Below are 22,916 nucleotides of genomic sequence, written 5' to 3' on the forward strand. Positions count from 1 at the left end.
TTATCCAAGTGTTGAATACAGAGTAATCATCGGCTGGTAGATTGCAAGTACAAGTGCGCCGACTACTACTGCCATTACAATAATAATCATAGGCTCCATAAGTGCCGTTACAGACTGTGTTGCCAGTTCAACTTCCTCATCATAATAATTGGCAACATTGGTAAGCATATCCTCAATGTTACCTGTCTCCTCACCTATACCTACCATATGTACAAGCATAGCAGGAAAAAGTCTTGTAACACCTATCTGCTGTGAGAATCCCATACCGAGTGCAACACCGCTACGGACCTTCTGTAATGCATCCTTGAATAACACATTATCCATAGTTCCGGCTGCTATCTCTATTGCACTGATCATTGGCATACCTGCTGAAAGAAGCGTTGACATTATACGTGAGAATCTCGCACATGCTGTCTTAACTGTAAGGACACCGAATACAGGTATCTTAATCTTAATCCTGTCAATCACATGCCGTCCGGCATCAGTCTTATAGTATGACTTATACGCAAATACAATACCTACTACTATAAGAATCAGCAGCCACCACCTGTCAAGTATAAAGTTACTCATGTTAATTACCATAACTGTCATAAAAGGCATCTCAGCATCAAGGCCTTCAAACATATCCATGAAGTTAGGAATTACGAACATCATCATTGCTATAACAACACCAATCATAACTACAATAAGTATGATAGGATATATCATGGCCTTCTTAACCATGCCCGATATCTTGGCATCCTTCTCGAACTGGATAGCCATTCGCTCAATTGCAGTTTCAAGACTTCCTGATGCCTCACCGGCAGCAACCATGCTGACAAGCAGTGATGGGAATATATCCCCCTCTGACCTCATTGCACTTGAGAGTGTCTCACCCTTCTCAACATTACTCTGTACATTCTTGATTGCAGCCTTAAGCTTCTTATTCTCAGTCTGCTCACTCATCATGCTGAGTGCATTGATAACATTAACACCTGCCTTGATGATACTGGAAAACTGGCGGCAGAACACGCTTAAGTCTCGTACCTTAACACCTTTTTTACCAAATGAGAAATTGATATCCTTATCAAGAGCACTCTGCTTGCCTATGGACATAGGTAACAGCCCCTGGTCCTTAAGGCTCCTGGCAGCGTCTTCTCTTGTCTCGGCTACAATACTACCCTTTTTCTCTTTGCCATCAGCGCCAACGGCTGTATATGAAAAAGTCTCCATTACCTCTCTCCCCTTAACTTATTGAATACTATATCAGACATATAACATAATATTCACAGATTGTTCATAAAAGTATATTAACACACAGCTATTGTTATTTCTAGTACTTTTTATCAAAAAGATGAATATTTTGTTAATTTTTTTGTATCTAATTCACAAACAGTTATTTATTTTCAAATCTCTCACTCTGTGCCTTAATCAGTTCAACATCGTCAAAGTAATTAATCTTCATCGCATCCCTTACTTCATGAAGTGTCTGTGCAGCAGTCTCACGTGCAGCCTCACTGCCCTTCTTAAGGACTTCATATACATATGGTATATCCTTCTGGAATTCCTTGCGGCGGTTTCTTATCGGTTCAAGCTCCTCCTGCATAACATTATTAAGGAACTTCTTAACCTTAACATCTCCAAGCCCGCCTCTCCTGTAATGTTCTTTCATCTCCTCAAGATCGGCATAGTCTGTGCAGTATCTTGCAAAATGTTCAGGTCTGCTGAACGCATCAAGATATGTGAACACTGTATTACCCTCAATCTTACCCGGGTCTTCGATTCTGATATGCTCAGGATCAGTATACATGCTCATTACCTTCTTCTTAATATCCTCAGGCTCTTCTGAAAGATAGATGCAGTTGCCCAGTGACTTGCTCATCTTAGCCTTGCCATCTATGCCCGGAAGTCTTAAGCATGCTTCATTATCAGGAAGGAGGATGTCAGGATCTGTAAGCACTTCTCCATACGTAGAATTAAACTTATGAACAATCTCCTTTGTCTGCTCAACCATAGGCATCTGATCCTCGCCTGCCGGCACCGTTGTTGCTTTAAAAGCTGTTATGTCTGATGCCTGGCTTATCGGATAGCAGAAGAAGCCTGTCGGTATACTCGCCTCAAAATTACGCATCTTAATCTCATTCTTAACCGTAGGATTACGCTGTAATCTTGACACAGTAACAAGATTCATATAGTACATCGTAAGCTCACACAGCTCAGGTATCTGTGACTGGATAAATATTATGGACTTAGCCGGGTCAAGACCACATGCCATATAATCCAGTGCAACCTCAACAATATTCTGTCTTACTTTTTCAGGGTTATCTGCATTGTCTGTAAGAGCCTGTGCATCAGCAATCATTATATATACCTTGTCATAATCTCCTGAATTCTGCAGTTCAACTCTTCTTCTAAGTGAGCCTGCATAATGCCCCACATGAAGTCTTCCTGTCGGTCTGTCACCTGTTAGAATAATCTTGCCCATATCTGTCCTCATTTCTATATATTATTGTATTACATTAACCGGTTTAAGATAACTTCCATATACAAATCCGGTACATCCCCTGTACCTAATAAGAACCCATCCGCCTATATTATCCGCCAGCACTTCACATTCACTGCCTTCCGGAAGCCACCCAGCAATACTGCCGCGGTTGTCCGGAGCTTTTCTTATTGTAAGTGTCGGCTTTGTGCCAACTGCCATGTACAGCGTATTGTAATCCTGATTAAGCATTGGCGAATCCGTAATCTTTTCAGCCACGACTGACGCAGCTGTTGTTGCAGCCTGCTCTTTTGTGTGCTGTGTTTCCTGTGTCTGTCTGGCAGATATCTGTTGCGAAGCGTCGTTCTTAACAGCATCTGTTTCTATTAAAACCTTAATATTGGCATCTGTCGTATTCTCTGATACTACAATATCTTCCACATGTGAGCTTTCTTCCTGAATATATACATCAGCCTGAACCGTCATCTCCTGCTTTGGCATAGTAACAGTCTCATTCTTCAGGAATACAGCTATAGCTGTAATTGCTGCCACAATGTACACAGCGCCTGTCATTGTAAGCAGTGTCTTTCTTCCCATCAGGCATTATCCCTTCGCTGCCTGATCTCATCATGTGTCTTTTCAATCTCTTCCTTAAGGCATCCTTTTCTTTCTCTCAGGCGTTCTTTGCGCTGTATCTGCATATATTCTTCTCTCTCATTAATAAGAGACTGTATGCTGTCCGCCTGTATCATCATAACACGGAGCATTAGAATGCCATGTATGAGAAGAAGCACTATTGCTATCAGTGTCCACTCTCTTCCTGCCCCGAGCATTATTAACCCTGCCACAAAACACACTGCTGCAATCAGAAGTGTTATTCGTTCAGACTTTTCAAACCCCTTAAGCTGCTTCATTATTATCTGAGTGATAACCTCCCATATTTTTTACGAAATTCTTTTCTGGCTCTGCTTCTTGCCGGCGTGCGGTATACAGTACCTACTTTGTTGTATACCCAGTATCCGCCTATTCCACACTTTTCAATAAACTTAGTATAGAAATGGTACAGTTTTATGTATGCCTGTCCACCAACCTCTGTCTTCTTTCCGGCAAGGATGTAATCTATGAGGTCATTATTACTTCTTATATCCTCTTCAAATATTGTATATACCGTGCCCATATCTTTAGCCACATGGGAATCAGAGCCTGCGATTCCCGGCTTATTAAACTTCATTGCAAGAATCCCTGCAAGATTATTACTGAGCAGATTTGTTTTCCCGTTAAATGTCTCTACGAAATCAAAATTCTCCATTAAGTGAGGGTTCTTCTTGCCCTTATGTGTCTTCATGAAAGCATAATATCCGTTACCATAAGGATGTGCCGGTCCTATTATCCCTCCCATTTCATGAACAGCTTTCTGCAGATGCTCAACAGATAAGCCTCTCGCTTCAAATATTCTTGACTTTGCCCCGTCCGGAAGCACAATCAGCATATGACCGCCATTATGTGTATCATACTCAATTCCCCTGAGTACAGTAAAATGCCTGTCCGGTCCCAGGCTTGCTTCTATCTTGTCTCTGACTGTAAGCCAGTTATCATAGCCTCTATATGAATTATGATCTGTAATCATCATACCATCGTAGCCCAGTTCCATAAGCCTGCTGACGTATTCTTCCATCGTAGCAAAAGCATCCAGAGAGCCTTCCTTAGTATGACAATGCATGTCCATCTTCATTATGCCATCCCCTTTGCCTTACAAGCCTTAGCTTGTGTAAAACAAATCCGGACCTGCAACGCAGGTCCGAATCCGTATGTAAATCTGCCTGAAATAAGCAATTACTGTGGCTGCTTGCCAATGTAAGCAAGGATACCACCGTCAACATAAAGAATGTGGCCGTTAACCGCATCTGAAGCTTCTGAAGCAAGGAATACTGCAGGACCTGCAAGTTCTTCCGGCTTAAGCCATCTGTTAGCCGGTGTCTTAGCACAGATAAACTGATCAAATGGATGTCTTGAGCCATCAGCCTGACGCTCTCTAAGAGGTGCTGTCTGAGGTGTCTCGATGTATCCAGGTCCAATACCGTTACACTGAATGTTGTACTGGCCGTACTCTGAACAGATGTTACGTGTAAGCATCTTAAGACCACCCTTAGCTGCTGCATATGCAGATACTGTCTCACGGCCAAGCTCTGACATCATTGAGCAGATGTTGATAATCTTACCATGTCCTCTTTCGATCATTGAAGGAATAACTGCCTTTGATACGATGAATGGAGCGTTAAGGTCAACATCGATAACCTGTCTGAACTGCTCTGCTGTCATCTCGATCATTGGGATTCTCTTAATGATACCGGCATTGTTAACAAGGATATCAATAGGACCGACTTCCTTAGTAATCTTCTCAACGAGTTCATTAACAGCTGCCTCGTTAGTAACATCACATACATATCCGTGAGCATCAATACCTGCTTCCTTGTATGCTGCAATTCCCTTATCAACAAGTTCCTGCTTAATATCGTTGAATACGATTGTTGCGCCTGCCTTTGCCATGCCTGAAGCGATAGCAAAACCGATACCGTAAGATGCACCTGTTACAAGAGCAATCTTACCCTCAAGTGAAAAATTAACTGACATTTTTCAAATCTCCTTTTCTTAATTTTATAAATGAATTCCAATGTATGTACATCAGAAAAACATTATCTTAAGTCCTTAATATCTACTCCGTCCATATCATCGAAGTCCTGATTCTCGCCAACCATACCCCAGATGAATGAGTATGCATGTGTAGCTGAAGCTGAATGAATTGACCAGCTAGGTGAGATTACTGCCTCTTCATTGTGCATAATGATATGACGTGTCTCTGTCGGCTCACCCATATAGTGGAATACTGCTGCATTCTCAGGTACTTCAAAATACAGATATACTTCCATTCTTCTGTCATGTGTATGACATGGCATTGTATTCCATACACTTCCCGGCTCAAGAGATGTAATACCCATCTCAAGCTGGCAGCTTTCTACCTGTCCCGGAAGGATATACTTGCGGAGGATTCTGTGGTTAGCATCCTCAAGTGTACCAAGCTCAAGCTTATTCTGAGGAAGGATGTCCTTCTCAGGGTCAATGAATACTGTAGGGTATGTCTTATGTGCCGGAGCACTGTTGAAATAGAACTTAGCAGGATCTGAAGCATCTGCACTTGCAAATGTAATCTCCTTAGCTCCCATTCCTACATACATACCGTCTCTGTACTTGAACTCATAAGCCTTGCCGTCTACTGTCACAGTACCCTTGCCGCCGATATTGATGATACCCATCTCACGTCTCTCAAGGAAATACTTAGCTCTGAGCTCGGCACCTGCCTCAAGTGTCAGTACCTTATCTGTTGGCATTGCTGCACCAATTATAATTCTGTCAATCTGACTGTAGATTGTCTTAATCTCGTTAGCATTAAAGAGATCCTGCACAAGGAAATCATGTCTCAAGCGTGCAGTATCATATGTCTTCACATCTACGGGATTAGCTCCTGGTCTTACTTCCATCGTATCTTCCTCCTAATAATTTACATTACTTTAAGAATAGCATATTTGAGCAATATTTTCAAGAGTATGCCATTCTTCATTAACCTCATGTCATTATCTATTCCTGTTAATTAAGTCTGTATATCTTAACATCTCTTCCAAATACGGAATCGCATCCGACATACTCTGCCTTATCTGCACCATCTATGCCAGAAAAAAATTCTTCATAGTCACTGCTTTTGTAATCCTTCGTATATTTTCTGTCATCAAAAACTGTTGTTCCAAACAGATTTATCGTGCGGTCATTGCCATCCATCATAGATACATCAAGTATAAGATAAAGTGGATCATTCTTATTGACAGAATCAGAATTATAGTTGCCCTTAAGCGCCGATTCATAATCAGCCAGATAATAATGCTGCGTATTATAAAGTTCACACGTATAGCAAGTAAGAGTCCATGGCTCATTTGTTACAATAATGCAATTTGCATTATTCTCAATTTTTGTTAATGTAACTCCCTCTTCCTGATGTTTAAAATAATACGCATCGGACGCAAGTGCTATACTAAGCACGATAAACACTGCACTCACTGCAACACCTATTATATTTCTAAGTTTTTCCCGCTTTACAAAATATGTAATAATATGCCATACTGCTGTCACTGCAAACACAGCCATAACAGGATATGCCATGAATATATACCTTGTGCAGGTTCTTCCCATCGAGTAAACAGATGTTTTAAAAGCCGCAATCAGAATTACAAATATAACTGTTGTTATAAGTACGACGAGCGTGTACTGAAGGTTCTTAATGCCTTTCGCAATATCAAGCACAATTTTTTTCACCTTGGAAAATATGCTCTTCAACCATTTTTCGTTACGGAACACAAAGCACAGCGGAACTGTTATAAATAAAATTATCCCAGCTGCATAAAGCGCATATACACCTGTCATTGTTTCCCATATTGAATTATGTATTCCAAACAAATCATTAGTCATATATGACCAGTACATCTTGTTCTGCCACATAGCAGGGTACTGCTTATAAGAATAGCTCATAGAACTATAATACTGCGAATCTCCAAACATATGTCTTATCGTTGCCGGGAATATTGCTATTGACATGCCAACGCTCACCGCCATCGTAATCCCATATACCAAAAATCTCTTAAAACGCTTTGAAAAAAGATAATACAGACAGTACATTAACGTAACTATAAATGCAAACGGCAGAAAAAAATGCACCGTAAAACAGCCCAGTAGATTCACAACAAACATTTTAATATATATATACCTGCAGTTTTTTTCCGAATTACAATTTGCATACAATTCATGTGCATAGTAAATAAGCATAATGCCAAACATCGTTGCCGGTGAATATATTCTCAGAAATATTGTTATATTCTGTGCTGCCATTGTAAAACCAAAGAAAAAGCACGCTATAATCCCTGCATTTTCATCCTTAGTCAAACTTTTCGTAAGCTTATATACATATATCTGCATTATTACAAAACATATAATATTAAGTGCAAAGCAATACCACTTCGACCATTTACCGGGAAACATTGCACATATAAAATGCAGCATCATATATCCAAGCGGCGGATTATAATCCTGTGTTGCATTATAATATATTGCCGAATAATTAAATATTTCACTCTTATCAACTGTTATATAATCTCTGAGTAATTGTGATGACTGCCATGAATCCGTATTTTTAGGAACATCACCTATGTCTTCTTTAAATATATGTGTACCTGCAGTACTGTTGGCAAATCCATAATTCCACAACTCATCAGAGTGAAATCCCTGCTTATTGATTCCAAACATTAATGTTATGTATATACATTGCACAAATATAACAGCTGCCAGTATAAGCATGCGTTTGTTTATTTTATTATTAAGCATCACGTTCCTCCCACCATGCATATAATACAGTTTCACAATAATCATATGAATGATGTCTTACAGCAAATTTGTAATTGTCATCATACTTTTTTATAATACGCATTATTTTGTACATATCAATTGCACTGTGATATATACATACTGCAATAAGAGGATGGTTCTTTTGTATTACTTTTTTGGCTCCATATAGCATATTTTTTTCAAAGCCTTCTATATCAGCTTTAATAAAATCAACTTTTGCATCACCAAAGAACTCATCTAATGCATATATTTTGACATTGCCTTCACCATATCTTCCTATCCTGCTCGTCGTTGAAGCAACAGCTGCCGTATTTTCAACAGACACACACCCTGTTATATCTCCCACGCCCGCATTAACAGCAGTTATTCTGTCTTCTGACAGCCCCCACTCTCTATTAAGTCTTCCTATTCTTTCTATTAATGCATTGTAATTTTGTGCATTAGGTTCAAACCCATATATTTCAGAAAAAACCGCTGTCTTTTCCCATATATATTTTTCTATTGAATCCCCAACGAATGCCCCGCAATCAACAAAGACCTCCCCGGGTCTGTTCCTTCTAAACTGTGGAATACCAAAATACTGTCTTTCGCTGTATATATTTTCATCAACAGGTATTCCTTCCATTCTGCATTCAATAATTGTACTGTACACATCCTTGGAACGGGCATCATTAAGATTTTCGTAAACGTCATATATATCCCTGCAATGCTTGCCAAATAAATATTCATCAAACATACTGCATTCAAGATTCTTGTTCCTGCATTGTTTCTTCAGCTTATCACATACATCAGGATTCATTGATAATACCAAAACAACAGGATTATGTGTCATTTCATTGATGCTGTCCGGTGCTACTACTTTTTTCCCCATAAAGCATGTATTCTGCTTACTCGCATTATTATCGCAAAAGCATGCTATATCGACATCCTCACTCTCAATGCACTCTTTGTACAAAACTGCTGTATTCCCCGCTCCAAAAATCACAATGTCCCTGTCTTTAGTTCTCTGAAAAAAATCATACGCCCCTTTTAACTTTCTGCAAAATTCTTCAAAACTGCTCATACTTTCTCCCTCCATGCCTTCTACGGTCATGTATTTCAAATATTCATTTTATCATAGCGCAGTGTCAAAATCCATAAAAATATTTCATCTGTATACACATCTGAACAAGCACTACTAAATGCCTATTATGAATCTCTAGCCATTTTCATGCGGAAGTCTAAGCCTGAACAGCTTTCTCTTAAGCCTCTTCCACCTGAACGGTACAAGCGGATAAAGATAACTCTTGCCTGATATAGTATTGTTAAATGCAAGCATGAGAATCCATATGACAATCCCCGCAGCAAAGCCCCACAGGTCGAAGAATGCCGTAAGAATGAGCGTTACTATTCTCACAAACTTAAGTGCATACCCCATCTCAAAGCTTGCCTGTGAATAAGTTGCAACCGTCACAACCGCCATGTAAAGCATTGCCTCAGGGCAGAACCAGCCGGATGATACGGCATACTCTCCCACAACGATACCGGCAACAATACTCAGCGGTGTTGACATAATTGTCGGCGTATTCACCGCCGCAAGACGCAGACCGTCTATACAGAACTCAAGAAGCAGCAGCTGCAGAAGAACAGGCACCTCTACATTTGCAGAAATCTTAATAAAATCAAGCCATTCCGGTATCCATGACGGATTATTGATAAGAAGGAGCCAGAATGGCGTAAGCAGAACTGTGGCAATTGTAACGATGAATCTCGACCACCTCAGATAAGTTCCCACTACCGGAGGAAAATAGAAGTCATCCGCCTCTTCAAGGACATCAAAGACGCTCGTCGGAAGTATCATTGCCGCAGGCGAATTATCAACGAACACAACCACGTTGCCGTCAAGCACTGCCGCAGCCGCTGTGTCCGGTCTTTCCGAATATTTGAACTTAGGAAATGGATTTATCCAGCTTTTTTCCAAAAGACATTCCGCAAGGCTCTGGACATTCATAGTAAGCGATTCAACCTTTATAGACTCAATACGTTTTTTGAGCTGCTTTACAAATCTTTTATCAACCTTATCCTCTATATAGCAAAGCACAATATCTGAACGTGAGCGTTCCCCAACACCAAGTATCTCCGCCGAGAATAGCGGGTCTCTTATTCTTCTCCTCACCAGCGCCACATTAAATACAAGTGTCTCAACGAAGCCATCCCTTGAGCCTCTCATCACACGGTCTTTCCATGGCTCATCCACACTTCTTGCGGGATATGTTCTCCCATCAATGGCAATCCCGACATCAAAGCCATCTATAAATACACACGTTATTCCCGACAGTATTGCTGTCACAGCCTTGCCAGCGTCATCAATCTTCTCAACTTCCGCATATGGCATTCCGACCTTGAGGAATGTATACACATCCTTTACATCATTCTCTTTCAGTCCCATAAAAAACTGCATAAGCTTATGCATAAGATCTTCCTGCAGGAAGCCGTCAACAAAGAAAAATCCCGCCATCTTCCCACCAATATCGACAGTCCTGTACAGAATATCAAAATTGTAGTCCATTCTCAGCTTTTGCTGCATAAGCTTCACATTATCTGCTGCATTTATGCTAAAATCCCTCATTGTGCCATTCTCCATTTCACTATATGAACTATGTTCATTATATGAACACTGCATGAATTGACGGCATCAGCCGTCTGTGCCGTTTTATATAGAGCTAGTATGCACAATGTCTGTCATTAATATACAAAAAAACAGGCACCATACAAGTGTATATATCTATCACCTGTACAGTGCCTGTAATTCATCATGCAATCATATCAGACTGCACAACAATGTTATTATCATAACAATGTTATTATTATAACAATGTCATATATTACTGCTGGCTCTTCTTAAGGAGTGTCTCGTACTTCTTCTTAGCATTAGCTTCTGCCTCTGAGAACAGCTTCTCTGCTCTCTCAGGATTCTGCTTCTTAAGGTTGATGTAACGGTTCTCTCCCATGATGAAGTCTCTGTATTCCATTGTTGGAGCCTTGCTGTCAAGAACGAATGGATTCTGTCCTTCTGCTTCCCTACGTGGGTCGAATCTGAACAGGTTCCAATATCCTGACTGAACTGCAAGCTTCTCTTCCTCAATCGCCTTAGCCATACCCTTACGGATACCATGGTTGATACATGGAGCATAACCAATTATGATTGAAGGTCCGTTGTAGCTCTCAGCTTCCTTGATTGCCTTAACACACTGAGCCATATCAGCACCCATAGCAACCTGTGCAACATAGATGTAACCATAGCTCATTGCAATTGCAGCAAGATCTTTCTTCTTAACATCCTTACCTGCAGCAGCGAACTGTGCAATAGCACCAAGGTTAGTAGACTTAGAAGCCTGTCCGCCTGTGTTAGAATAAACCTCTGTATCGAATACGAACACATTGACATCCTTATGAGCTGCAAGAACATGATCAAGTCCGCCGTAGCCGATATCATAAGCCCATCCGTCACCACCGAGAATCCACTGTGACTTCTTTGAAAGGAATTCCTTCTCTGCAAGAACTTCCTTAGCCTTATCGCATCCGCACTTCTCAAGTGCAGCAACAAGCTTATCTGTAGCTGCTGAGTTAGCTTCGCCGTCTTCGTATGTTGCATAGTACTCTTCGATAGCTGCCTTAATATCAGTATCATCTGTATTAGCAAGAATATCATCAAGCTTATTCTTAAGTGAGCTGCGGAGTGCATCAGCGCCGAGCTTCATACCAAATCCAAACTCTGCATTATCCTCGAATAATGAGTTAGCCCATGCAGGTCCCTTGCCGGCCTTATTAACCGTATATGGAGTTGAAGGTGATGAACCTGCCCAGATTGAAGAACAACCTGTTGCATTGGCAATCATCATTCTGTCACCACAAACCTGTGTGATAAGCTTAGCATAAGGTGTCTCACCACATCCTGCACATGCACCTGAGTACTCAAGCAATGGCTGTCTGAACTGTGATCCCTTAACTGTAGCAACCTTGAACTTCTCAAGCACATCCGGCTTATCTGATACAGTAAGTCCGTAATCAAAGAACTTCTGCTCATCCATCTGTGACTCAAGTGGAGCCATCTTAAGTGTATCAGCCTTGTTATTGCCAGGGCAGACATTAGTACATGAACCGCATCCTGTACAGTCAAGAACTGATACTGTCATTGCAAAGTAATATCCAGGCATACCTGTCATTGCATGAACCTTCATGCCTGCAGGAGCTGCATTCTTCTCTTCCTCATTCATAACAACAGGACGGATTACAGCATGTGGACATACATATGCACACTGGTTACACTGAATACATGATTCTGAATTCCAGCATGGAACATCTACTGCAACGCCACGCTTCTCATAAGCTGCTGTACCCTGTGGGAATGTACCGTCGATAACATTCTTGAATGTAGATACAGGAAGCTTATTACCCTCACATGCATTGATTGGCTTTTGGATATTGTTAACGAAGTCAAGAACCTCAGGTCTTCCTTCTGTTGCAACAGTAGAAAGATTCTCATCCGTAGCGTTCTTCCACTCTTCAGGAACAGGTACTTCAACAACTTCTCCGGCACCTCTCTCGATAGCCTCAAAGTTCATTCTTACAACATCTTCACCCTTCTTAGCATATGAATGCTCTGCTGCTGACTTCATGTAGCCAATAGCCTCATCCTCAGGAATGATGTTAGCAAGCTTGAAGAATGCTGACTGAAGAATTGTATTGATACGTCCGCCAAGTCCGATCTCCTTACCAAGCTTAATACCATCGATGATATAGAACTTAACATTATGCTCAGCCATATATCTCTTAGCCTGTCCAGGAATGTGATCTGCAACCTCTTCAGGTGACCACTCACAGTTAAGAAGGAATGTACCGCCATCCTTAACATCCTGAACCATGTTATACTTGCTCATGTATGCAGGGCAGTGACATGCAACAAAGTCAGCCTTATCAATCAGGTATGTAGACTTAATAGGTGACTTACCAAAACGAAGGTGTGATGTTGTAACACCACCTGACTTCTTAGAATCATAATCAAAATATGCCTGTGCATACATATCTGTATGGTCACCGATAATCTTGATTGAGTTCTTATTGGCACCTACTGTACCATCTGCACCAAGTCCCCAGAACTTACATGATGTTGTTCCGGCTGGAGCAGTATTAGGATTCTCTGTACGTGGAAGTGAAAGGTTAGTAACATCATCCACAATACCGATTGTAAAGTTCTTCTTCTCTGTATTGTTGTATACAGCGATGATGTCTGCAGGAGTTGTATCCTTAGAACCAAGTCCGTAACGTCCGTTAAGAACTGTAACATTAGCGAACTTAGAATCCTTAAGTGCTGCAAGAACATCAAGATAAAGTGGCTCACCGATTGAACCAGGCTCCTTAGTTCTGTCAAGAACATTGATTACCTGTACTGTCTCAGGCATTACTGCAAGCAGATGCTTAGCTGAGAATGGACGATACAGACGAACCTTGATAGCACCAACCTTCTCACCCTTTGATACAAGATACTCAATTGTCTCATCGATAGTATCACAAACTGAACCCATAGCGATGATAACCTTTGTTGCATCAGGAGCACCAACATAGTTGAATGGCTTGTAATCTGTGCCAATCTTGGCATTAACCTTGTTCATGTACTCTTCTACGATATCAGGGATTGCTTCATAATATGGGTTAGAAGCTTCTCTTACCTGGAAGAAGATATCAGGGTTCTGAGCTGAACCGTGAAGTACAGGATGCTCCGGATTAAGAGCTCTCTTCTTGAATGCAGCAACTGCATCCATATCACACATTTCCTTAAGGTCTTCGTAGTCCCACATCTCAATCTTCTGAATCTCATGTGATGTACGGAAACCATCGAAGAAGTGAACGAATGGAACACGTCCCTTGATAGCTGCAAGATGTGCAACTGCACCAAGGTCCATTACTTCCTGAACACTTGAGCTGCAAAGCATTGCAAAACCTGTCTGACGACATGCATAGATATCCTGGTGATCACCAAAGATTGAAAGTGCATGGCTTGCAAGTGCTCTGGCTGATACATCAATAACGCCAGGGAGCAGCTCACCTGCTACCTTATACATATTAGGGATCATAAGAAGAAGTCCCTGTGAAGCTGTATAAGTTGTTGTAAGTGCACCTGCTGCAAGAGCACCATGGAATGCACCTGAAGCACCACCTTCTGACTCAAGCTCGAATAACTTAACAGTGTCTCCGAAGATGTTCTTTCTTCCCTGTGTTGCCCACTGATCTGTATAATCAGCCATTGGTGAAGAAGGTGTGATAGGATAGATGGCAGCTACTTCTGTGAACGCATAAGATACGTGAGCGGCAGCTGTGTTACCATCCATAGTTTTCATTTTTCTTGCCATGAATGAATACCTCTTTCTTTCTTTATTAATAGAAATTATTCATTTCCGTTAACCTTATTTTATTATCAATAGCCTAAAAAGTAAAGCACATAATGAAAATTTTCGTCAATTTTAATAAATACGTGTCGTATACAAAAAACTTGTTAAACCTTTGTCAAATTTTCCGTTCTTTCTGCATCATTCCGTTTACCAAAACACGTCATGCAGTATACAAAAAAAGCCCGGCCGGCGGACTGCACAATATCCGCCAGCTGAGCCTTCATTATCAATCATTCAGCATTTTTATTATTTATTATCAGCACTTTGTAGTCATCAGAACTACATTTTAGAAATCATCCGCACCCTGAAGAGCATCATATCCTGTCTCGCCTGTACGAATCTTAACAACATCCTCGATGTCATGTACGAAGATCTTGCCATCACCGATGTGTCCTGTGTAGAGAACCTTTCTGGCTGTATTGATTACATCAAGCACAGGAACCTTGGCAACTACCATCTCAACCTTAATCTTAGGAAGAAGGTTCATCTCAACCTCAACACCACGATAGTACTCTGTAGCACCCTTCTGGACACCACATCCAAGAACCTGTGTTACCGTCATACCTGTTACACCAAGGTCGTTCATCGCCTTCTTGAGAGCCTCGAACTTAGCCTGCTTCATGATAATCTCAACCTCAGTAATCTTAGCGTCACTGTTGTTGAGTGAAGCCTTCATAGTAACAGGAACTGACTTTTCAACTGTCTCTGAGCCAAGCTCAATTGTCTCACCGCCATCATCAAGGTCATTTGTTGAGAATGCAAATCCTGCATATGCACTTGCCAGTCCATGCTCTGTTGCATCAAGACCTTCAATCTCTTCCTTGGCTGATACACGAAGACCGACTGTGTTCTTAAGCACTGTAAATATAATTACCATACATACTGTTACCCATGCAAGTACTGATACAACACCAAGTATCTGGATTCCAAGGAATCTGAAGCCGCCACCGTAGAAGAGACCGCCATCTGTTGCAAAAAGGCCGACAGCTATTGTACCCCAGACACCGTTACCACAGTGAACTGCTACAGCACCGACAGGGTCATCAATCTTAAGGACCTTATCAAGAAGTTCTACTATAAGTACTACTATAATACCTGCAACTATGCCTGTTACGGCTGCACCGAACGGATCCATCACATCACATCCGGCTGTGATTGCTACAAGACCTGCAAGTGTACCGTTAAGTGACATTGAAACATCAGGCTTCTTATAACGGATCCATGTAAATATCATTGTTGTACATGTTGCAACTGCTGCTGCAAGGTTTGTATTGTAGAAGATAAGACCTGCGCTTACCATAGCTTCATCTGTATCCATTGCAACTGTTGAACATCCGTTGAATCCAAACCAGCAGAACCAGAGAATAAATACACCAAGTGCTGCCATTGTAAGGTTATGTCCGAGAATTGCCTTAGGCTTGCCGTCCTTTGTGAACTTGCCGATACGAGGTCCAAGGAATGCCGCACCGATAAGTGCTGCACATCCGCCTACCATATGTACTGCCGTAGAGCCTGCAAAATCATGGAAGCCAAGCTGTGCAAGCCAGCCGCCGCCCCATATCCAGTGACCTGATACAGGATATACAATAAGTGAAATCAGAAAACTGTAAATGCAGTATGCACTGAACTTTGTTCTCTCTGCCATAGCTCCTGACACGATAGTTGCTGCTGTTGCGCAGAATACTGTCTGGAAGATAACATATGCATACTTTGGAACTCCTGAAGGAAGAACATCTGCATAACTGCCAAGAGTGAACAGATCAATTGAACCAAACAACGGAGATGTACTTCCGAACATAATACCAAATCCAATTATCCAATATACCGGAGTACCGATACAGAAATCCATAAGGTTTTTCATAATGATGTTACCGGCATTCTTAGCTCTTGTCAGACCTGACTCAAGAATTGCGAATCCTGCCTGCATAAAGAATACTAATGCGGCGCCTACAAGCACCCAGATTGTGTTTACTGAACTAAATTCCATAACATAATCCTCCCTGTTTCATATTTATTTGAATGCTGCTCACACATCACTCTCCCACCCTTGGCCTTCAGGCTTCTGGAAATGCACACCTGCCGCGTAGCAGCCGCGGTCATAATCTGCATAAAAAAATGCGTGCAACTTTCCGAAGAAAATTACACGCATTTGTGTTCGCTTTATTCATGTTTATGCACATATAATACATATCCATTTTTAAAAAATATTGAAAAAATCGGACATCATTTTATTGACTTTTAATAAAGTGTTTAGTATTCTTAATAAAACTTCATTTTATAATCACAAAAGCCACATAGACTTGCACTTATGCATTATTCCGCCAAACCGCATATTGCATGGACGCTGTCCGTGTGCAGAAAGCAGTGCATGTATTGAAACAGGAATTAAAATCAGAAGCAGTCATTGAATTCATGGCTTCACAGCCATTCGTCTTCTATCAGCTCAGCCCTATTGCAGATATCACATTTTCAGATGAAGCATTGGAATGTTACGTTGATTTCCGCAGCTCAGATGCATCTGCAATTGCCGGTTCTGTTATACGTTTTATCCCGGATGAGCATGTCATACGCATAACAGCTGATAATCACAGAGAACCCGTATTTATACATACGCTCAGCTCGCCGTCTGATATCAGTCTTGCAGAACTAATGCCGGGTTCCCATATCACAATAACACTGATAAAGCCAGAACATTTCTTCACATCAGATGCTGCCGGGCCTTTGTGCGATATGATGTCGATAATACGTGACAGCCGCGGTGCAGCTTCAGTGGCATTCCTTGCAGATGAATTCGTATACTCAACACGCCATATAACGCGTCTGTTCGACAGGTATCTCGGATACAGTCCCAAGTCCTACTGCCGCATGACCCGCCTGCACTGTGCACTTCGTGAGATACAAAAAAATCCCGGTCAGAGTAATTCTTCATTCATTGAGAATCTCAATTACTCAGACCAGGCTCATTTTCAGAGGGACTTTAAATATTATATGGGAATTACACCCCGCCAGTACATTCACATATTGCGCTTGTCTATATACTGAATCATTCCGGGTCCCAGCTTCTCTGTAGGCCGTGCAATAAATCCGTGTCCTGTATAGAACGTCTCACGTCCCTTGGCACACATAAGATCAAACATCATCTCTGTGCCGTCAGCTGTTATTCCGGCAACATACTCCTTAAGCATACCGAGTATAGTGCTTCCGACTCCGTTATGCTGCGTATTGGGAACTACTATCAGATCCTGCACATAACATATTACTGCTCCGTCACCTACAATTCTTCCCATTCCTGCAGGCTCCCCGTCAATATATGCCGTCACAATGTACAGACTGTTATCAATCGCTTTCTGCGCCTGAGCCCTTGTGAGCTTCTTCCATCCGACACGCTCCCTTAGTCCCAGATATGTGTCCACATCAAGCGTATTCTCTCTATATTCTGTCATTATATATACAAATCCTTGTCATTATATTATTTGAGTGTAATCTTAACCGGGCTCACTCCCTGTCCGCTTAATGACAATGTAAGACTCGATATCTCTTCTGCATTCTTCTCTGATATCATGAATAATACAACAGCCTTATAGTCTTCTCCGGGTGCTATTGTAACATCCGAAAGCGTGTTAAGGTCATTCTTAAGCATAGTTGCGTATTCTGCCACGCCTGCGCCGCCATTAACCGAAAGCTTCATCACGACACCAAGCGGTGCAGTATTGCAGACAATATTACTTCCCGTTGTATTCTTAAGATTGAATTCAACAGCCACAATGTCCTTTCCTGAAATTGCCCTTACAGACAGTGTATCGCTTTCCTCAGGATAATTCTTACCTACAGTGTAACCCGAATATGATATTGTAATCCCGTCAAGATTCATCGCAGCTGCAAGATCTGACATAGACCCCGTTGTCGCAGAGGATGTCGGCTTCTGTCCATGCTGTGTGGCAGACTGTGTAGCTTTCTGTCCTGACTGCGTTGTCTGCTGGCTTCCCGTTGCTGCGCTTCCGGTCGGTCTCTCAAAATTAGTTATATTGTCATTAACTTTTATGTACTTCCATTCATTCTCATAAGAATACTTCATCAGCGTTCCGCCGATATATTCTGCAATAAGGTCATTCTGTTCGGATGTTACCTTCACACTGCTGCCACAGCCGCCGAGCATAAGAGCTGCTGCCGTAAGCGGTATAACCGATGCCTTAAGTGCGGCTTTTTTAATTGTATTTGTTTTCATACAGGAATCCTCATTCTAATCCGTAAAGCTTAATAACCATACTATAATACAAATCTTTCCATACTTTAAATATTATACCATCAGTTATTCATTTTTGCAATCCAGTTCAAACCAGAACTCAACTCCGTTAGAATGGTTAATCACCCCGTATCCGCTGTTGTTTGACTCCATTATTGCCTTTACGATAGAAAGTCCGATTCCGTTACCGCCGTATTCTCTTGTTCTCGCTTTGTCGACCTTATAGAACTTGTCCCATATCTTAGGTATATCCTCTTCCGGAATATTCTTTCCGGTATTAAATACAGATACTCTTACGGCATCCTCATTCTTTTCTATAGCAACCTTTATAACCTTATCAAACTCGCAATGATTAATGGCATTGCTGAAATAATTAGTTACGACCTCCTCAATTTTGTACTCATCCCCCCACACATATACAGGTTCCTTCTGGTCAAATATGACATTTATCCCATTCTGTGATGTTCTTATGCCATTATTGCTGATAACCGACTGTATAAGCTCCGTCACATTGAATCTTTCAATAACAGGCTCCTCATTCCACTCCATCTGGTTAAGTGTAAGAAGCTTCCTGACCATGTCATTCATCTTCGATGCCTCATCCATAATTACATCACAGTAAAAATCCATACTCTCAGGATCGTCGCTTATCCCCTCCTTAAGTCCTTCAGCATACCCCTGTATCAGTGCTATAGGTGTCTTAAGTTCATGTGAAATGTTAGACAGAAATTCCCTTCTGCTCTCGTCTATCTTATTCTTATTCTCTATATCTTTCTGCAGCTCAATATTAGCGCTCTTAAGCTGTGATATGTTGCGCTCAAGCTTCTCTGACATTGCATTAATGCTGTTCCCCAGAAGCCCTATCTCACTCTTATCGTTGCCTGTATATCTGGCTGTAAAATCCATCTCAGCCACCCGCTCAGCAATATTGCTTAGCTCTTTTACAGGCTTTGTTATATAACTTGAAAATACATACGCAACCACTATGCTTGTGCAGCCCACCGCAAGTCCTACATATGCAATAAATCTGTTTGATATCGCAATGCTCTCTTTTATGCTCTGCACAGGCATTCTGAGCATCGCAATATAGTTCTCCGAATTACATCCGGCATAGCTTCCCCATATTTCAATATAATAGTCTCCCATCTTCTTGTCATATGCCTTCTGCACGGTATAATTCTCTTTTTTCTCGATTATATCGATTTTTTCTGAAGGCTTGGCAAAGATACTGTCAACCATTCTGTCCCTGTCATCTACTCCGCCCTGATTCTTTGATGAGTATATGGTATTCCATCCACTGTCAACTATAAAAAGCGATACACCAACAGGATTAGTCACCTTCTCTATTCTGTTACTCATCTCTGATGCATCAATCTCACAATTCTCATACTTTGCAAGAATCTCTCCCACTTCATTATACGCATGCACAATATCACGTTTCTTCTCGTTACTGTAAAATCTCGTTATAAATGTGCTATTTATCGCAAGTATGAGCAGCACAAGTCCTGTGACCATCGCTGCCAGCAGAATCATTATCTTAGTCTTAAGTGAATGATGCATATTATCCGTAACCTCCGTGTCCGCTTTATGCTTATATTTATCCTGATTTTTCACACTATACGGATATAATATTCCCCCGATGTGAACTTAATGTGAATAATGCTGACAGGGAGAACGGAATTCATTCCGCCTCCCTGTCAGCATTAACATTAATTATGTATCTACTTATAATCCATAACCAAAAACATCGGTTTAATTGCTACAACCTCGTCATACTCTTCCTGTTCAACAACCACACTTGAATTAAGTGCCTTAAGGTCTTCCTTAAGGATCCTGAGTGCCTCAGGAATCGTATCAGCCCTGCCTTCCCTAAGTATCTCCTGCATTCTCTTAAGCACTACAGGATGTGCGTAACATGCAGGGACCGGAAAATCAGGATACTTTTTAATATATGATTCCATGTCATCGACTGCTTTTAACAGACGTCCTTCAATATACCTTCTGTTATTATGTGATGTTGGAAGAACACTGGCACCGGAAAACAGGAATATCGCTGCAAGTCCGAACAACAGAAAATATACTCCGAGCCCGGCCTGTGTTGCCATGGCATATATTCCATATACAAATGCTGCCACTCCCATAATGGTTATCGCAAGTGCCACCCACTTATATGCCGGATTACTTCTTTCATATACTCTCTTTTTCTTTGCTGACTGGCTGAGATTAAGATACAGATCAGACTTTCCATGCAGATATTTTTCAGCTTTTTCGAGCATTGCTATATCAGCCTTTGCCTCATCCGATATATCTCTTTCCTGCTGTTTAAGAGCAAGCCTTCTCGCCTTCTCATCAAGCTTTCTCTGCGCTTCGACACTATGTACCGGGATATCCGGGAATTCCTGTTCAATATAAGCAATCAGTCTGTCGACATCTTCCTCATGCTTAAAATTGCACTGTTTTTCCCTGCCGTCATCATATTCAACCACAAGGTAGGGCAGAGAGCCGAACACTCCCTTGCCTGTGAATCCTCCTTTGCTCATAGCAACTCTCTTAAAGATCCTCGATACAGAACTGATAGGTACATAATACTGTCTGTCTATATAGAAACTGTTAAGATATATTGCCTTCTTTCCTACTCCGCATGGTCCGAACTTTCTGCATGCTTTCTTATCACTGACAAGTTCTTCTTCCCGGAGGGCGGTGCTGCCCAGCCTCTGTGGTTTAAATATCATACACTCATCTCCATTCTGCCAACGCTGTTATGTAAATTAATGTAAATAATTATTGATTCATCTCAAATCAGTTCTTAGCAGGCTTTGGCTGCTTCTTTGTTGCATATATGAATATTCCGAGGAACAAAGCAGCAAGAACAAGTCCTACCGGATAAGCTATTGTTGTTGAAAGATGGAGACATTCAGGTGCGCAGAAGAAATATGTCATTGAAACTGCACTCATGAATGTTGCAGGAACCGCTGTAATCCAGTAGTTCTTCTTCTCACGGAACAGATACATGCTGGCTGTCCAGAGAACTATCATTGCAAGTGTCTGGTTAGTCCAGCTGAAATATCTCCATACAATTGAATAATCCAGATGTCCTACAAATGCGCCGACTGCAAGAAGAGGAACGCAGAGGATAAGTCTCTTGGAGAACTTATTCTGGTCAATCTTGAACCAGTCTGCAAGAACAAGTCTTGCACTTCTGAATGCCGTATCACCTGATGTTATAGGGCATACAATAACACCAATCATTGCAAGTGCAACACCAACGCTGCCCATCGTCTTGATGCAGACATCATATATAGCTGCTGACTGTCCGCTTGCAAGAACTGCACTAAGTCCTGTGCTCAAGCCGCCGCTTACTTCATAGATTGCGCATCCTGCTGCTGCCCAGATAAGAGCTATAACACCTTCTGCAACCATTGCACCGTAGAATACGAAGTGACCCTGCTTCTCAGACTTCATACAACGTGCCATAAGAGGTGACTGTGTTGAATGGAAACCTGATATAGCACCACAGGCAACCGTTATGAACATGAAGCTCCATACAGGAGTTCCCTTTGGATGCATGTTGTAGAAATGTGACCATATCTCAGGTATTGTGAATTCCGGATGAATGAATATACCGAATATAACACCTACCGCCATAATGATAAGGCAGATACCAAACAAAGGATATATACGTCCGATAATCTTATCAATTGAGATAAATGTTGCAATGAAGTAGTAAGCAAGTATTATCCAGAGCCACATCTCTGAACTTGTTAACATTCCTGTCACTCCGCCATTCTTAAGAAGAGTAACTATAAGTCCCGCAGGTCCGACAGCGAATACCGTACCAACCATAACCAGAAGCACGACACTGAATACACGCATTACATTCTTCATTACTCCTCCGAGATAGATACCACATACCTCAGAGATGGATGCACCATCATTACGTTCCGAAAGCATACCTGAGAAGTAATCATGCACACCACCTGCAAATATTGTACCAAATGTAATCCATAAGAATACTACAGGTCCCCAAAGTGCACCCTGCATTGCACCAAATATTGGTCCAAGGCCTGCGATGTTAAGCAGCTGTACAAGGAACAGCTTCCACTTTGGCATTACTACATAGTCTACGCCATCATTAATTCTTACTGCCGGGGTCTCTCTGTCATCCGGTGCGAATGTATTTTCTACAATCTTACCATAGACAAAATACCCTCCAATAAGTAAAGCAAGACAAATAAAGAAACTAATCATAAGAAACACCTCCGATCGAGTATTTTATTTATGCACACATTATAGTACAATTATAAAAATTTTCAATACTTTTTCGACATTTTTTGGTAAT

Annotated in this window: 18 protein-coding genes; 1 reads left to right on the forward strand and 17 read right to left on the reverse strand. The window is 41.4% G+C overall.

Features of this window, described 5'->3' with window-relative positions:
* The 12 genes from NQ488_08560 to NQ488_08615 form a co-directional block, all read right to left on the reverse strand.
* Nucleotides 1-1,212, reverse strand: a complete 1,212-nt coding sequence (locus NQ488_08560) for a type II secretion system F family protein (protein ID UWN94639.1) — start codon at nucleotides 1,210-1,212, stop codon at nucleotides 1-3.
* Between the two features lie 163 nt (nucleotides 1,213-1,375).
* On the reverse strand, nucleotides 1,376-2,464 hold the full coding sequence (trpS, locus tag NQ488_08565) for a tryptophan--tRNA ligase (GenBank protein ID UWN94640.1): 1,089 nt from the start codon (nucleotides 2,462-2,464) through the stop codon (nucleotides 1,376-1,378).
* Between the two features lie 21 nt (nucleotides 2,465-2,485).
* Entirely contained in the window at nucleotides 2,486-3,058 is a 573-nt protein-coding gene (locus NQ488_08570; GenBank protein UWN94641.1) for an SH3 domain-containing protein, read from the reverse strand.
* Nucleotides 3,058-3,375, reverse strand: a complete 318-nt coding sequence (locus NQ488_08575) for a hypothetical protein (protein ID UWN94642.1) — start codon at nucleotides 3,373-3,375, stop codon at nucleotides 3,058-3,060. Before NQ488_08575 ends, NQ488_08570 begins: the two co-directional genes overlap by 1 nt.
* A gap of 2 nt (nucleotides 3,376-3,377) precedes the next feature.
* The gene (locus NQ488_08580; protein UWN94643.1) at nucleotides 3,378-4,193 is read right to left on the reverse strand and encodes a PHP domain-containing protein; all 816 of its coding nucleotides are present in this window, start codon (nucleotides 4,191-4,193) and stop codon (nucleotides 3,378-3,380) included.
* A gap of 101 nt (nucleotides 4,194-4,294) precedes the next feature.
* Nucleotides 4,295-5,092: a gluconate 5-dehydrogenase gene (locus NQ488_08585; protein ID UWN94644.1), complete on the reverse strand. Its 798-nt coding sequence runs from the start codon at nucleotides 5,090-5,092 to the stop codon at nucleotides 4,295-4,297.
* 62 nt (nucleotides 5,093-5,154) lie between these two features.
* Nucleotides 5,155-5,997 (reverse strand): 5-dehydro-4-deoxy-D-glucuronate isomerase, encoded by an 843-nt coding sequence (kduI, locus tag NQ488_08590; GenBank protein ID UWN94645.1) that lies wholly within the window; start codon nucleotides 5,995-5,997, stop codon nucleotides 5,155-5,157.
* Nucleotides 5,998-6,103: 106 nt separating this feature from the next.
* Nucleotides 6,104-7,885 carry a hypothetical protein gene (locus NQ488_08595; protein UWN94646.1) on the reverse strand — a complete coding sequence of 594 codons (1,782 nt, stop codon included), beginning with the start codon at nucleotides 7,883-7,885 and terminating at the stop codon, nucleotides 6,104-6,106.
* Nucleotides 7,878-8,969, reverse strand: coding sequence for an FkbM family methyltransferase (locus tag NQ488_08600; protein UWN94647.1), 1,092 nt, complete (start codon nucleotides 8,967-8,969; stop codon nucleotides 7,878-7,880). The genes NQ488_08595 and NQ488_08600 overlap by 8 nt, the downstream gene beginning before the upstream one ends.
* 135 nt (nucleotides 8,970-9,104) lie before the next feature.
* Entirely contained in the window at nucleotides 9,105-10,514 is a 1,410-nt protein-coding gene (locus NQ488_08605) for a spore germination protein (protein UWN94648.1), read from the reverse strand.
* Nucleotides 10,515-10,770: 256 nt separating this feature from the next.
* Nucleotides 10,771-14,295 (reverse strand): pyruvate:ferredoxin (flavodoxin) oxidoreductase, encoded by a 3,525-nt coding sequence (gene nifJ, locus NQ488_08610; GenBank protein ID UWN94649.1) that lies wholly within the window; start codon nucleotides 14,293-14,295, stop codon nucleotides 10,771-10,773.
* Between the two features lie 325 nt (nucleotides 14,296-14,620).
* Nucleotides 14,621-16,321 (reverse strand): ammonium transporter, encoded by a 1,701-nt coding sequence (locus NQ488_08615; protein ID UWN94650.1) that lies wholly within the window; start codon nucleotides 16,319-16,321, stop codon nucleotides 14,621-14,623.
* Nucleotides 16,322-16,707: 386 nt separating this feature from the next.
* Here NQ488_08615 and NQ488_08620 point away from each other — a divergent pair, with 386 nt between their 5' ends.
* Nucleotides 16,708-17,376 (forward strand): helix-turn-helix domain-containing protein, encoded by a 669-nt coding sequence (locus NQ488_08620; protein ID UWN94651.1) that lies wholly within the window; start codon nucleotides 16,708-16,710, stop codon nucleotides 17,374-17,376.
* Here NQ488_08620 and NQ488_08625 read toward each other — a convergent pair.
* The 5 genes from NQ488_08625 to NQ488_08645 all read right to left on the reverse strand — a co-directional run bounded on the left by NQ488_08625 (nucleotide 17,349) and on the right by NQ488_08645 (nucleotide 22,825).
* Nucleotides 17,349-17,777: a GNAT family N-acetyltransferase gene (locus tag NQ488_08625; GenBank protein ID UWN94652.1), complete on the reverse strand. Its 429-nt coding sequence runs from the start codon at nucleotides 17,775-17,777 to the stop codon at nucleotides 17,349-17,351. The genes NQ488_08620 and NQ488_08625 overlap by 28 nt on opposite strands.
* Nucleotides 17,778-17,803: 26 nt before the next feature.
* Nucleotides 17,804-18,559: a hypothetical protein gene (locus NQ488_08630; protein UWN94653.1), complete on the reverse strand. Its 756-nt coding sequence runs from the start codon at nucleotides 18,557-18,559 to the stop codon at nucleotides 17,804-17,806.
* A gap of 84 nt (nucleotides 18,560-18,643) precedes the next feature.
* Nucleotides 18,644-20,137: a HAMP domain-containing histidine kinase gene (locus tag NQ488_08635; GenBank protein ID UWN94654.1), complete on the reverse strand. Its 1,494-nt coding sequence runs from the start codon at nucleotides 20,135-20,137 to the stop codon at nucleotides 18,644-18,646.
* Nucleotides 20,138-20,298: 161 nt separating this feature from the next.
* A complete protein-coding gene (locus tag NQ488_08640) occupies nucleotides 20,299-21,309 on the reverse strand; it encodes an ATPase P (GenBank protein UWN94655.1) in 1,011 nt (336 codons plus the stop codon).
* Nucleotides 21,310-21,376: 67 nt separating this feature from the next.
* Nucleotides 21,377-22,825, reverse strand: coding sequence for a carbon starvation protein A (locus NQ488_08645; GenBank protein ID UWN94656.1), 1,449 nt, complete (start codon nucleotides 22,823-22,825; stop codon nucleotides 21,377-21,379).
* Between the last annotated feature and the right edge of the window lie 91 nt (nucleotides 22,826-22,916).

The organism is [Bacteroides] pectinophilus, assembly GCA_025146925.1.
Lineage (GTDB): Bacteria > Bacillota > Clostridia > Lachnospirales > Lachnospiraceae > Bacteroides_F > Bacteroides_F pectinophilus.